Raw genomic sequence first — 14799 nt, forward strand, 5'->3', positions numbered from 1 at the left:
TTACTTTTTTATTATTATCTATATTAGACAAAAATACTATATAAAATTATGAGTAATGACTAATGATTTAGTTTGTTTTTTCTAGTATATTTAGTTCTAATGGGTTTTTTATCTGGTACGGAATTTTTTTAACTTATTTGTTGGTTAGTTAAAAATTAGGAAGAACTGAATCCAAATAGATCTTAATTGTTGGGATAAAATAAGAGAGAAATGGAGGGAAAAAGTGATGAATCAAAAGTCATCATCTACGATGTTTTTTGCCGGCTTACAATGGCTGTTTTTTATGTTTGCAAATACAGTAGTCATCCCGTTAACCATTGGGGATGCGTTCGATTTATCCTCCATGGAAGTCGCAAGTGCACTTCAAAGGTCATTTATTTTCACAGGCGTGGCTTGTGTTCTTCAGGCAGTAATTGGACATAGATATCCACTGATGGAAGGGCAATCTGGATTATGGTGGGGAGCGCTCTTAAGCATTAGTGCATCCGCATCTTCAGCAGGGTTAACTGCCAGTGAAATGGGTGGTGGTCTAGCAGTTGGTATCATCCTTTCCGGGGTTCTTGTTACGATACTTGGTGCTCTTGGAATGGGGAATGTGTTAAAACGTTTGTTTACACCTGTTGTCATGAGTACAGTGTTATTTTTGTTAGGTGCACAGTTGGTTGGAATTTTTACAAAAGGAATGCTGGGATTGGCAACTGGGGATCAAATTCACTTGCCGACAGCGGCTTTGTCGATTTTCTTAGTCATTCTTGTGGTTTGGATTAATGTAAAGGGACCTGGAGTCATTCGAAATTTTTCAATTCTGATTGGTATTGTTACAGGCTGGATTATTTATGTGATTTTCTTCCCGGCTCAGTCAGTTGAAGTCGTTACATCAACGAAGATTTTCAATGTTTTTCCTTGGGGGAAACCAACCTTTAATCTCAGTCTTATTATATTTGCTGTCATCACTGGATTAGTGAATACAACCAATACCATATCCGCTATTAAAGGGTTTGAACCTATGGTTAATGCCTCGACTACAAATAATCAGTACCGCAAATCATTTGTGTTAACAGGTTTAAATTCAGTTGTTTCAGGAGCGTTCGGAATGGTTCCTTATGCACCATATGTGTCGTCGCTAGGGTTTTTACAATCAACACTCATATTTCAAACTCTGCCAATGATCATTGGTGCGGTTATGTTTATGGTGCTTGGTTTAGTTCCAGCGCTTAGTCATCTCTTTTCAACATTACCAGTAAGTGTAGGAAACGCCGTCTTATTTGTTGCATATTTACAGCTATTTAGCGGGGCTATTTCGAATTTAAAAGGAATTACCTTTACCTCAAAGAGTATTTATCGGATTGCTGCTCCAGTTTTATTGGGGATTGCGATTATGAATATTCCTGCTGATATGTTTGGATCCATCCCAATGGTTGTCAGACCACTTGTAAGCAGCGGTTTATTAATTGGAATTATTCTAGCTATACTGCTTGAAAATACCATTAATTGGTCAAAGTTGGATCAGGTCAAAAAAAGTATGGTAAAAGAGGAAAAAGTTAGTTAAATAAATGAATATACAAGATACAAAAAAGCCACAGTTTTTTGGGACTGTGGCTTTTTTTTGTTCATTTTATCTAAAAAAATTAGAAAAGGATTGTTTACAATTGCCAATGACAAGTTTTTTGCAAACGGTTAAAATCAATTTATCAAATCAAGTTAAAAAAAGATTAAAAAGTGTGACGTTGATATAAAATAAAAATAATAATTTTTACAAAAAAGTTTAAAGAAACACTTTCCGCCTTCGTTTAACTTGATCATAACTACAAAATACCACATCTAGAATGGGAGAAATTCTTGGACAAGGCTCAAAAACAAGAATATTCCGTACACAAAGAATAGGGGGAAAGTTTATATGTCTACACATTCTGAAACTTTTGCTTCAAATGAGATAGATATGCAACATGAAGCAGGCTTGGATGACTCACTAAAACCGAAAACCAAAGAGGGTAGAACGGTTAATCCATTATCCTATATGTTTATGTGGATTGGAGACGGTGTTAATTTAGGGAATATGACTCTTGGGGCTAGCGTCATTGTAGCGGGAGTTGCAACACTTAACTTGTGGCAGACCATTGCGGCCGCGATTGTTGCGATCGCTATCATTTCAACCATCTTTGCCTTGAATGATAGGCTTGGCTACAGAGAAGGGATTCCATATGTTGTTCAGCTAAGAATGTCCTTTGGGATAAAAGGAACCGTAATATCGTCACTTTTACGTGGTATACCAGCCATCGTTTGGTATGGTATTCAAAGCTGGATTGGTGGTACCGCTTTAAATGAAATTATGAAGATTGTTACAAATGGTTCATTTGATAGTATTGTTATTTGTTTTATCGCCCTACAGTTAGTACAAATTGTTTTATCAACGTTTGGTTTCCATGCAGTTAAATGGGTAGAAACACTTGCATCTGTTGTGATTATGCTAGCACTTATTTATGTGTTTGGAATTCTTTTAACATCCCATAGTGCCGACATTGCAAAGAATTGGGTGCATGCAAAAGGTTCATGGGGCTTACCATTCTTTGGAATGATCATGGTCTTTTTAGGAAACTATGCTGGTATTTTTGTTAGTGCAGCGGACTATTCCAGAGAGCTTAAAGCTGGTTTGAGTGATTCAAAGCGTGGGTCATTATATTTTGCGCCTATCACTGTAGCGTATGGTTTTGTCATTATCATTGGAACCATGCTTGCATCAGCAACGGGTATCACGAACCCTGCAAAAGCAATTCCAGTTGTAATCGATAATCCATTTATTTCTTTAGGTGTGTCTGCATTTATTGTCATCGGGGTTATTGCAACAAATATGGTTGCCAACATTATTCCACCGGCTTACGTTATTACATTACTGACAAAATTAAAATATAAAATGTCTGTCATTATCACAGGATTACTTGCATTGGGTGCATTTCCTTGGTTGCTTGTTCAGGAGTCGTCTGCAAAAGGTCTAAATATGTTCATTCTTGTCTATTCCGCATTCTTGGGACCTGTTGTTGCGATTTTATTAATCGATTATTATGTATTAAGAAAGCAAAAAGTAAATGTTGCAGAATTGTATAAGGAAGATGGTTCATTTGCTGGATATAATCCAAGTGGGCTGCTTGCTATGTTTATTGGTGCTGCCGCAGCCTTTATCGAAGTAGACCTAGCGTGGATTATTGGACTAGTCGTTGCAGGAGTTTCCTATTTCCTTCTATCTAAATATGCCTTTAAAGATTCGAAATTTAAAAAAGGTACAATCTTTGAAAAATAAAAAAATTTATTTAGAATTAGGAAAAAGCCGCATTTTTCACTTGAAATATGCGGCTTTTTGTTATTTTCTTGTTTATATTGGCTAAATGTTTCGATATGAATTATATAAAAGTAACAATGACAAAACAAATGGGGAGGGTTAGAATACAAAGTGTTTCAAGTTAAAAAAAAATTAAAAAGTGTTACATAATATAAAAATAGTATAACGCATATCTGTAGATTGTGGCCTTATATTAGGGAATACTTTCCTCTTTTAATTTGATTGATTAGGAAGACAGTAAACGTATATCTTTTTTTTGGAGGGAATAATATTGGGACAAAATAATCCTGCATCGAACCAGGAGGTAAGTTTCAGCAAAGATTTAATGCCGACGGGGCAGGAAGATAGAAAATGGAAAGTTGGAAATTATTTTTCCCTTTGGATGGGGGCTGTCCATAACGTTCCATCCTATTTGACAATCGGTGGCTTTTTTGCACTCGGTTTATCAATTGGTCAAGTTTTTTGGACAATCATGATAGCGGCGGTGATTCTTGGAGTGATCCTTGTGTTAGGCGGTCATGCGGGTGCAAAATTTGGTGTACCGACCTCAATGCTTTTAAGAACCTCATTTGGTCAAAGGGGTGCAATGGTACCCGGAATCATTAGAGGTGTTATAGCTGCTATTATGTGGTTTGGGTTCCAAACTTATGCAGGAAGTCTTGCAGTTACCATCTTGATTGGTGAATTTTGGCCAGCTTTCTTAAATCTAGGTGGCGGTTGGAACTTTTTTGGATTGCATTTACCAGGATTAATTTCTTTCCTTCTATTTTGGAGTATAAATATTTTGTTTGTTTATGGAGGAATGGGTGTCCTTGGAAAATTTACAAACATTCTTTCTCCAATCATCTATATCGTATTTGGTGGAATGGCAATCTGGGCTGTTAAGTTAGCCGGTGGTATCACTCCAATCCTTCATTATACTGCTAAAGGGATTGAGGGAAATAGCGTTCTTGTTTTTATAGCATGTGTAAGTGCTCTCTTGGCAACATGGGCTTCCCTTGCTGTAAGCGTTTCAGACTTTACACGAGAGGCAAGGAGCCAAAAGGATCAAACGATTGGACAAATTGCAGGAGTCATTCTAACGTATTTATTATTTGCTTTTGCCAGTATCGCTGTTATTGTGGGTTCTGAAATTGCGTTTGGAACACCGATTTGGAATGTACTTGATGTCGTGGATAAATTTGATAGTAAATTTGCAATTGCTGTCTCCGTCATTACCATTTGTTTAACAACACTATCTGTTAATATTACGGGAAATATTATCCCTGCGGGTTACCAATTAGCGACCCTTTTCCCGAAAAAACTGACCTTTAAAACAGGGGCATTTATTGCTGCCGTGGCAGGAATACTCATTATGCCATGGAAGCTGATGGAAAACCCAACGAGTATATTTACTTTCTTAGGGGTTATGGGCGGTTTACTTAGCCCGGTACTAGGAATCATGCTTGCTCACTATTTCGTTATTGCGAAAAAGGAAATTAATATGAAGGATTTGTACAGCGCAAATGGCATGTATAAATACCGAAACGGCTTTAATATACCAGCATTAGTCACGACCGCAATTGCAGGGGTTATAAGTTTAATTGGACAATTCGTCCCAGTCTTTAAACCTCTTTATGATATGTCGTTTTTCACAGGTACAATCACAGCTTTTATTCTTTATATTTTATTTGTCAAAAAAGGGATGTCTACAATAAATATAACAGGCCATTCAGAAGACGGGCTGAAAGAGATTTCCTGAATTCTCAAGTGTTTTAAAGCGGTGACTGGTAAGACTAGTTATTGTTTAAATATAAATTCAATCTTTTCAGGGAGGAAATATTATGAAATACGATTTAATTATTAAAGGTGGAAACGTGGTATTCCATGATGGTGTTCGTAAAGCCGATATTGGGGTTAAAGACGAAAAAATTTCATGCATTGCCGATTCAATTACTGAAGATGCGAAAGAAATTATTGATGCAAACGGGCAATATGTTATGCCGGGAATGGTTGATACACATGTTCACATCAGCGAACCAGGCCGTACTGAATGGGAAGGCTTTGAAACAGGCTCAAAAGCAATGGCGGCAGGCGGTACAACAAGCTATGTAGAAATGCCGCTTAATGCGCTGCCGGCCACAATTAATAAAGAGGCCCTGGACCTTAAACTTGAAGCTGCTGTTCATCAAAACTATGTAGATTATGCTTTCTATGGCGGGCTTGTACCGGAAAATCTAGATAAACTGCAAGAATTGGCTGATGCAGGTGTTCTTGCTTTCAAATGCTTCTTATCTGATATCACAAGCGATATTCCAGGAGATTTCACCAATGTGGATGATTACACCTTGTATAAAGGTATGCAAAAATTAGCCGAATTTGATCAGATACTATGTATCCATGCCGAAAACGCATCGGTTACCTCTGGGCTTTCAAAAGAATTTGCTAGAGAAGGCAAAAATTCGGGTGTAGAATATGCAGAATCACGCCCGATCGTTACAGAAGTGGAAGCTGTCAGTCGTGCGATTCTTTTTGCTAAAGACACTGGCTGTAAGTTGCATCTTGTACATATTAGTACCTCGGAGGCAATTCAGACCATCTTAAAAGCGCGTGCTGAAGGTGTCGATGTAACTGTTGAATCATGCCCGCACTATTTTGCCATGACTGCTGAACAGGTTGATGAGATTGGACCAAGAGCAAAATGTCAGCCACCTATTAGAAAAGCGGAAGATCAAGCAAAATTATGGGACGAGCTTCTGAGCGGCAATATCGATTGGCTAACTTCCGACCATTCGCCATGTACCGAGGATTTAAAACAAGGAAATCTTTGGGAAGCATGGGGCGGAATTAGCGGCGTCCAAAATAATGTCGATTTAATGTTTGATTTGGCTGTAAAACAACGTGGCTTAGCTGTGGAAAAGTTTGTTGATTTAATTGCTTCCAACCCTGCTAAACGTTTTAACCTGCCTAATAAAGGCGAAATTGCAGTTTCAAAAGATGCAGATATTATTTTGGTAGATCCTAACCAATCATATGTGGTCAAACGTGAAGACCTTTACTACAAAAATAAACACAGTGCCTATGAAGGCAGAAAAATTGACTGCCGGGTAACGAAAACAATCGTTCGTGGAAATGTTGTGTTCGACTTGGAAAAAGGTATTGTTGGGAATCCGATTGGAAAACTAATGTCTGCACAAAAATAACGGCAAACTGTATTAGTGTAACAGATGTTGTTATAGGACAATCATATTGATTCTAAAATTATCATATTTTCTGAATAATTACAATGGGATAATAAAAACATTTTGCATTTTTAAATTAAAAGGGAGAGTAACTGCCATGAATAATTACGATTTAATTATTAGAAACGGTAATATTGTAACTGCTGATTCGGTTGTTAAAGGGGATATTGCAGTTCAGGCGGGGAAAATTGCAGAAGTGTCAGTCAACAAGGCGATCGAGGCAAAGGCTGAAAAAGAAATTAATGCGGAAGGTCTACATGTATTCCCAGGCTTAATTGATTCACATGTTCACTTTAACGAGCCGGGAAGAACAGAATGGGAAGGACTAGAAACAGGCAGCAGAAGTCTAGCTGCAGGTGGAGTAACAACATTCTTTGATATGCCGTTAAACAGTACACCGCCAACCATTAATAAAGAAAATCTTGAATTAAAACGTACACTTTCTGAGCAAAAATCGATTGTTAATCCGCGCTTCTGGGGCGGACTTGTTCCGGAAAACATTGAAAACTTAAAAGAACTTCATGAAAATGGAGTAATCGGTTTTAAAGCGTTCATGTCTCCTAGCGGAATTGCTGATTTTAACAATGTTGACGACGAAACTATTTTTAAAGGGATGACGGAGATTGCATCACTTGGTTCTCTTTTAGCAGTTCATGCTGAAAGCACAGTCATTTGTGATCAGCTTGCACAAAAAAAACAAAGCGAAGGAAAAACATCTGCGCGTGATTTTGTGGAATCAAGACCAATCATCTCTGAGATAGAGGCAGTTAGAAGAATTATCTCTTATGCGGAAGCAACAGGATGTAAATTACACATTGTCCATGCCAGCAGCCGGAAGGTTGTCGAAGTAATTGAAGAGGCAAAACGTCGGGGTGTCGATATTACAGTCGAAACTTGCCCGCACTACCTTTCTTTAACCGTTAAGGATTTAGAAGAAAAAGGCGGAATAGCAAAATGCTGCCCTCCGTTACGTGATGAAGATGAACTTGAAGATTTATGGGTTGCTGTAGCGAACGGCGAAATTGATGTGATTGGGTCTGACCATTCACCAGCACCTGCCTCTATGAAAGAAATTGAAGGAAACTTCTTCGAAGGCTGGGGCGGCATTTCCGGTGCTCAATCTACCTTAAATATTTTGTTGACTGAAGGGTATTTTAAACGGAATCTTCCATTAGAAAAAATCGCTGCCTTAACAGCTGCAAACCCAGCAAAATTATTTGGTCTTACAAATAAAGGAACAATTGCTGTTGACTTCGATGCAGATTTAACTCTTGTCAACTTGAATGAAAGCTTTGAACTTAAAAATGAAGATTTATTCTATCGTCATCAACATTCACCATATGTAGGTATGACCTTTAAAGGAAATGTCAAAACAACGATTGTCAATGGGGAAGTTGTTTTTGAAAACGGGCGTATCACAAAAGAGTTAATTATTTCTTAATGATTACAATGATAAAAGGGCTTAGAGTTTTTCTCTTAGCCCTTTTCACCTATTTATTGATGGAGAAAGGTTGGAGCAGCTTATGGAATTCAGAGTAAAAGATTTGCTCCAAATTGTGTCTCTTAAAGATGCTGTAGTACTAAGCGGGCACAACTATTTAAACAAAGTAATTAAAGGCGCCACGATTATGGAAGCCCCCGACATTACTGACTGGTTGAAGGGCGGGGAATTAATTTTAACAAGTCTCTATCCTATACGTTCTTTTGATAAAGAGGAGCAACAGCAGTTTATTTCTCGTCTGGCGGAAAAAGGGGTAAGTGCACTGGTTATTAAAAATCACCGCTTTGTGACAGAAATTCCGGAGTCGATTGTAAGTGCCGGGGAAAAATTCAAGCTGCCGATTATCCAGCTTCCAAAAGAAATTCCTTATGTTGATGTTATGTATCCGGTTATGGGCGAAATCATGAATAATCAAGTAAAGAAACTCCAGTATTACAAGGAAATTCATGACCGTTTTACTGCATTATCGTTAGCGGATGAGGGGCCTGATAAAATAATCGCTACGTTAGAGTTGTTAATTGGAAATCCAGTTGCCCTATTTGACCGGAATTTCCATTGTATTTCATCTACGCTACCCTCTCTGGCGATGTTTGAGATTGTTGAAAAAATCCCTTATTACAATCAAACAGAAGAAATAAAATTCCCGCATTTTCGGCAAATTGTCAAATATCCAGAGCTGGCAGGCCAAAAGGGATATCAAATTGTCGTTCCAATTGAAACGATTAACCACATTAAAACATATCTGTTAATCGGAGAAACGAATAAACCTCTAGAAGAACTTGACTTTATCGCTGTTGAAAATGCAGCGACAGCTTTATCACTTGAATTAGTAAAACAATTCGCGGTAGCAGAGGTGGATAAGAAATTTAAAAATGATTTAATCAGCGAAATAATTGAGGGGAAATACCAATCCAAGACATTGCTTTACCAAAATGCGAATTTAGTGGGTTGGAATTTAGAAGGATCCTTTGCAGTTGTTTTGTTCAAGATCATCAAAAATAATGAAACACTTTCATCAAGGTTAAAAAATAAACGGGGATTAACCAACCAGCATGAGCCAATAGTATATGAAATTATTCACCGATATTTGCCAAATGGGATTATTGGGAACAAAAGCAGCCTGGTTATTGTGTTATGGAAAATAGAGGGGAAAAATGAAAGTGAATTGAAGTGGATGTCGAGTATTAAAGAAACAGCAAAAGGCATCCAAGATTTAATGAAAAATCAAATAGGAGATTTCGTGGTACAGGTAGGGATAGGAAGCCTCGCTCATAGTATAGATGAAATTCCAATAAGTTATCAAAAATCCCAGGATGCTTTGGAACTGGGGGAGATTTTGAAAGGAAAAGAAGCCATTACGGCATTTTCCGAACTAGGGATATTTAGACTCCTTTGCCAATTTGATGATCCGACCCTTTTAAAACCTTTTATTCCGTCTTCACTTCAAAAACTACTTCATTACTCGCAAGCAAATAAGAATGATTTGCTGGAAACATTAAAAACCTTTTTAGAGTGTAATCAAAATGCTACGAAAGCGTCCCAAGTTTTATTTATACACCATAAAACGGCTGTTTATCGGTTAGAAAGGATAAAAGAGATTACCGGGATGAATTTTGAAGACCCAGAGGAAATGTTATCCGTTCGAGTTGGTTTGAAGATAGTAGATCTTCTTGAACGAGAAAATAAAACACATTTGAATTGATTTTATTTCTAATTTCTTTATACTTGTACATTAACCTTATGAGATAGAATGGGGGAATCTATATGACTAGAAAAGCTTACACTGCAAAAAATACCGTCGCTTCCGGACCGTATTCACATGCGGTTGACGCAGGTGAATTTATTTTTTTATCGGGTCAAACAGCAATGAACACAGTCGGAGCCGAAAAAATGACGGGCGATATTGGTGCACAGACCAAGCAATGTTTTACTAATTTATTCGAGGTGTTAGAAGCAGGAAACCTTACCCCTGATGATGTAGTAAAAGTAAATGTGTATCTGACAGACATGAAGAATTTCACAGCGATGAATGAGGTTTATAAAACATTCTTTGCGGATCCGTATCCTGCTAGAACTTGCGTCGCTGTTTTAGCGCTGCCGCTTGGTGCAGAGGTAGAAATTGAATTAATTGCTAAGAGATCCAACTAAATGTAGTTAAAAAGGAGTGAGCAGCGGCTTGCTCTTTTTTATTTATCCGTTTTGGACAAAAAATCAAATCATCTTTATCCACTAGTCATAATGATATTTTGACTGAAAATGCTTACACTAAGAGAGGAAAGAAAAAGAAATTTATATCTCTGTAAATATGTTTTTTGGGGGTAGATGCAATGGATGATTTACAAAAAGAAGTAGTTGATAGACTTGAGTGGCTGGGTGAATTTGGAAAGGATCCGGCTGGCGGAGTTTCACGTCTTCTATATTCAAAAGAGTGGACCCAAGCACAGCACGCATTAAATGGCTGGATTGAAGAAGAAGGCCTTGAAGCCGGCTTTGATGAAATTGGCAATTTATTTGGGACGTTAAAAGGAAAAAATACGAATGAGACAGTTCTTACTGGTTCACACGTTGATACCGTAAAAAATGGTGGCCTATATGATGGCGCGTATGGTGTAGTTGCTGGAATATTGGCATTAAAATATTTAAAGCAAAAATACGGACAGCCACTACGTAACATTGAGGTAGTTTCCATGGCAGAAGAAGAGGGCAGCCGATTCCCTTATGCTTTTTGGGGCTCTAAAAACATCGTAGGCACGGCTCGGCGCGAAGATGTTGAGAACATTAAAGATTTTGATGGTATCCCATTTGTTGAAGCAATGAAAGAATCAGGCTTTAATTTCAGGGATGAATCAAAAGCACCGCGCAATGATTTAAAAGCATTTGTTGAGCTTCATGTTGAACAAGGCAGTGTCTTAGAAACGGAAAAAATACCAGTAGCTGTTGTCAACAATATCGTCGGCCAAAGACGATTTACTGTTGAAGTAAACGGTGAAGCAAACCATGCTGGTACAACGCCAATGGGATATCGAAAAGACGCACTCTACGCTGCAAGCCAAATGGTTTTTGAAATGATTACAATGGCCAGAGAAGTGGGAGACCCCCTTGTTACTACAGTTGGTAAGATTGAAGCACAGCCGAATATCGTGAATGTGGTGCCAGGAAAAGCGATTTTCACTATTGATGTCCGCCACACGGATAAAGAGGCACTCATATCGTTTACCAATCAGTTAACGGAACGAATAAATGAAATTTCAAAAGAGCATGGTGTTGAAACAACCACCGATATGTGGATGGATGCTGACCCAGTTCCAATGGATACAACAGTAGTGGAATTGATTGAGAATCAATGTAAAGAAAACAGTTTGAATTATAAGGTAATGCACAGTGGTGCAGGGCATGACTCGCAAATTTTTGCCCCATTCGTACCTACGGCCATGCTATTTGTGCCTAGTCACAAAGGAATCAGCCATAACCCGGCCGAATATACAGAGCCTTCAGATTTAGCAGAAGGCGTAAAGGGTCTTATAGGTGCCCTATATGAATTAGGATACAAATAATATCTAAAAAAACATTATAGAGGAGATAGAAACTATGGGTTATCCAAAAGATTTACTTTCAAGCAGATCAATTATTAAACACGGATTATACGCTTTAATCGCACCTGAAGGTTTGGTAAATAATGTTGTCCCAGGATTTGAGAATTGCTCAATGTCCATTCTAGGTTCACCAAAGCTTGGTGCAAGCTTTGTTGACTACATCATTACCATGCACGAAGGCGGAAAGAATAGCGAAGGTTTCTGCGGTCAAGAAGATGTAGAATCATTTGTCTATGTACTTGAGGGAAAAGTGAAAGCAACAGCAGGCGAAGAGGAGCATGTTCTTGAAGGCAGCGGCTATTTATATTGCCCGCCTGGAGTAAAAATGTATTTAGAAAACCTTGAAGCTGGTGACTCACGTCTATTCCTTTATAAGCAAAAATATAAACCGCTTGAAGGACGCAAGCCATGGGTTGTTTCCGGACATGCAAATCAAATCGAATTCAGAGATTATGATGACATGCACAATGTTCATATTAAAGACCTATTGCCAGCAGATCTTGATTTCGATATGAATTTCCATATTTTATCGTTTGACCCTGCAGCAAGCCATCCGTTTATCGAAACTCACGTTCAAGAACATGGAGCGTATTTACTGTCTGGTGAAGGTATGTACAATCTTGATAACGAATGGATTCCAGTTAAAAAAGGTGATTACATCTTTATGGGGCCTTATGTTCATCAAGCAGCTTATGCAGTTGGCAGAGAGCCATTAGCATACGTTTACTCTAAAGATTGCAACAGAGACGCATCATTATAATTTACAACAAGTTTTTTACTAAAAAGTAGGTGCCTAAATGAGAGTTACAAAAGAAAAATTAACAGATCTAATCAAAACGAAGCTTCAAAAGGCGGGTCTTAAAGAGGAACATGCTGAAATAGCAGCAGATGTTCTTGTATTTGCTGATGAACGAGGTATTCATTCACACGGGGCAATGCGTGTGGAGTACTATGCAGAAAGAATTGCAAAGGGCGGAATAAATACAAATCCTGACTTTAAGTTTGAAAAAACAGGCCCTTGTACGGCAGTCTTTCATGCTGATGGCGGCAATGGACATGCCGCTGCGAAACTGGCAATGGCTGAAGCCATCAATATGGCAAAAGAAAATGGAGTAGCAATCGTTGGGGTGAGAGATATGTCCCATAGCGGTGCAATCTCTTATTTTACCCATCAAGCAGCAGAAGCAGATTTAATTGGATTTTCTGTTTGCCAATCCGATCCGATGGTGGTCCCATTTGGCGGGGCAGAGCCTTATTATGGTACCAACCCAATTGCCTTTGCTGCGCCAAGTAGTGATGGAAGAAAGATTACATTAGATATGGCGACTACGGTTCAAGCATGGGGGAAAATCCTTCATGCAAGATCAAAAAATGAGTCTATTCCCGATACATGGGCAGTGGATGAAAAGGGAGAACCAACCACAGATCCCCTTAAAGTAAGTGCGCTATTGCCAATATCCGGACCTAAGGGTTATGGCCTGGGCATGATGGTTGATGTATTATCTGGAATTCTTCTAGGACTTCCTTTTGGAAACAAGGTTTCTTCCATGTATGAGAATTTATCCGAATATCGTAAATTGGGTCAACTTCATATTGTGATTAACCCAGCATTCTTTACGGGTCTAATGGATTTCAAGCAAAATATTTCTAATACGATGGAAGATCTAAATCAGATTAAACCTGCAACAGGCTTTTCAAAAGTCCTTTATCCTGGGCAAAATAATGATGTAGTCATAGCAGAATACAAGGAAAAAGGGATTGAAATCGTTGATGATATTTATGAATATTTAATCTCTGATACCATCCATAACAATCAATATGATCACAAAAACCCATTTGCTGAATAGAAAAGCGCATGCGCACTGGTCAGCGGCGTATGGCCTGGAGCGCTCCAACTGAGATAAAGGAAACACGGAGAGCTTCGCTGCCCGATGTTGACTTATCGTAGGGCGGAGAGCGAAGGACACTAGCCGCTAGGGCGCTGGAGCTAGACAATTCTCAATGTCGAAAACCTACTAAAGAGGTGTTTAGGGATGAGGGTAACAAAAGAGCAATTAAAGGATTTAATTGTCACAAAGCTTCATAAAGCAGGTTTAACAGTGGATCATGCTGGTATTGTAGCGGATGTACTTGTTCATGCTGATGCACGAGGATATCACTCCCATGGGGCAATGCGGGTAGAATATTACGCTGAAAGAATTGCAAAGGGTGGTACAACTCATAATCCTAATTTTGAGTTTACGAAAACAGGCCCATGCACAGCGATTTTCGACGGTGATAATGGAGCCGGTCAAGTTGTGGCCAAATTAGGGATGGACGAAGCGATTAAAATGGCTAAGGAAAATGGAGTTGCTATTGTAGGTATGAGACGCTTGGGACATAGTGGTGCCCTATCATACTTTGTACAACAAGCTGCTGATAAAGACTTGGTTGCGATTTCCCTTTGTCAATCTGACCCAATGGCAGTACCATTTGGTGGAGCTGAGCCTTATTATGGTACGAACCCTATTGCATTTGCGGCTCCTGGAAAGAATGGAAAACATATTATTATCGATATGGCAACAACCGTTCAGGCATGGGGGAAAATTCTTGATGCCAGATCCAAAAACAAACCAATTGCTGAAGGCTGGGCTGTAGACAGCAATGGCGAAAATACAACAGATCCATTTAAAGTCAATGCGTTGTTACCAATCGCTGGTCCAAAAGGATACGGGCTAATGATGATGGTTGACGTATTATCCGGAATCCTGTTAGGCGTGCCATTCGGAAATAAGGTAAGTTCGATGTATCATGATTTAACTGAAGGTAGAAATCTTGGTCAGCTGCATATTGTCATTGATCCAGAGCGTTTTGCAGGAATTAATGCCTTTAAAGAAAGTGTTGCTCAAACAATGAAAGATCTGAATGATATTAAGCCAGCTACAGGATTTGATAAAGTTTACTATCCTGGACAAAGAAGTGCAGATAGAGAAAATAAATCAGAAGTAGACGGTATTGAAATCGTCGATCATATTTATGAATATTTAACGTCAGACGTTGTTCACAACAATGCTTATGATAATAAAAGCCCTTTTGCAAAATAATCATAAATAATCTCTATTAAAAGGGCGGCTTCCATTTTTAGTCGCTCTTTTAAATCCGCAAAAGAGT

12 protein-coding genes are annotated in these 14799 nt (G+C 38.6%); all 12 read left to right on the forward strand.

Features of this window, described 5'->3' with window-relative positions:
- Positions 1 to 226: 226 nt before the first annotated feature.
- The 12 genes from BANVL01_RS13275 to allD (BANVL01_RS13330) all read left to right on the forward strand — a co-directional run bounded on the left by BANVL01_RS13275 (position 227) and on the right by allD (BANVL01_RS13330) (position 14732).
- Positions 227 to 1549: a uracil/xanthine transporter gene (locus tag BANVL01_RS13275; protein ID WP_066091252.1), complete on the forward strand. Its 1323-nt coding sequence runs from the start codon at positions 227 to 229 to the stop codon at positions 1547 to 1549.
- Positions 1550 to 1553: 4 nt separating this feature from the next.
- Positions 1554 to 1736, forward strand: a complete 183-nt coding sequence (locus BANVL01_RS27795) for a hypothetical protein (protein WP_066091250.1) — start codon at positions 1554 to 1556, stop codon at positions 1734 to 1736.
- Between the two features lie 161 nt (positions 1737 to 1897).
- Complete coding sequence (locus tag BANVL01_RS13285) at positions 1898 to 3295, forward strand: NCS1 family transporter (protein ID WP_066091248.1); 1398 nt, start codon at positions 1898 to 1900, stop codon at positions 3293 to 3295.
- A gap of 310 nt (positions 3296 to 3605) precedes the next feature.
- A complete protein-coding gene (gene allW / locus BANVL01_RS13290; RefSeq protein ID WP_066091246.1) occupies positions 3606 to 5075 on the forward strand; it encodes an allantoin permease in 1470 nt (489 codons plus the stop codon).
- An 82-nt stretch (positions 5076 to 5157) separates the two neighbouring features.
- Entirely contained in the window at positions 5158 to 6516 is a 1359-nt protein-coding gene (gene allB / locus BANVL01_RS13295) for an allantoinase AllB (RefSeq protein WP_066091244.1), read from the forward strand.
- A 136-nt stretch (positions 6517 to 6652) separates the two neighbouring features.
- Positions 6653 to 7996 carry an allantoinase gene (locus BANVL01_RS13300; RefSeq protein ID WP_066091242.1) on the forward strand — a complete coding sequence of 448 codons (1344 nt, stop codon included), beginning with the start codon at positions 6653 to 6655 and terminating at the stop codon, positions 7994 to 7996.
- A gap of 82 nt (positions 7997 to 8078) precedes the next feature.
- On the forward strand, positions 8079 to 9758 hold the full coding sequence (locus BANVL01_RS13305; protein WP_066096884.1) for a PucR family transcriptional regulator: 1680 nt from the start codon (positions 8079 to 8081) through the stop codon (positions 9756 to 9758).
- A 62-nt stretch (positions 9759 to 9820) separates the two neighbouring features.
- On the forward strand, positions 9821 to 10204 hold the full coding sequence (locus tag BANVL01_RS13310) for a RidA family protein (protein ID WP_066091241.1): 384 nt from the start codon (positions 9821 to 9823) through the stop codon (positions 10202 to 10204).
- 179 nt (positions 10205 to 10383) lie between these two features.
- Positions 10384 to 11610, forward strand: a complete 1227-nt coding sequence (allC, locus tag BANVL01_RS13315; RefSeq protein ID WP_066091238.1) for an allantoate deiminase — start codon at positions 10384 to 10386, stop codon at positions 11608 to 11610.
- A 34-nt stretch (positions 11611 to 11644) separates the two neighbouring features.
- On the forward strand, positions 11645 to 12409 hold the full coding sequence (gene allE, locus BANVL01_RS13320; RefSeq protein WP_024029526.1) for a (S)-ureidoglycine aminohydrolase: 765 nt from the start codon (positions 11645 to 11647) through the stop codon (positions 12407 to 12409).
- A gap of 37 nt (positions 12410 to 12446) precedes the next feature.
- Positions 12447 to 13496: an ureidoglycolate dehydrogenase gene (gene allD, locus BANVL01_RS13325; protein ID WP_066091236.1), complete on the forward strand. Its 1050-nt coding sequence runs from the start codon at positions 12447 to 12449 to the stop codon at positions 13494 to 13496.
- A 186-nt stretch (positions 13497 to 13682) separates the two neighbouring features.
- Positions 13683 to 14732 (forward strand): ureidoglycolate dehydrogenase, encoded by a 1050-nt coding sequence (gene allD / locus BANVL01_RS13330; protein ID WP_066091234.1) that lies wholly within the window; start codon positions 13683 to 13685, stop codon positions 14730 to 14732.
- Positions 14733 to 14799 lie beyond the last annotated feature (67 nt).

Origin of the sequence: Neobacillus novalis NBRC 102450, assembly GCF_001591805.1 — a bacterium.
Taxonomy (GTDB): domain Bacteria; phylum Bacillota; class Bacilli; order Bacillales; family Cytobacillaceae; genus Neobacillus; species Neobacillus novalis.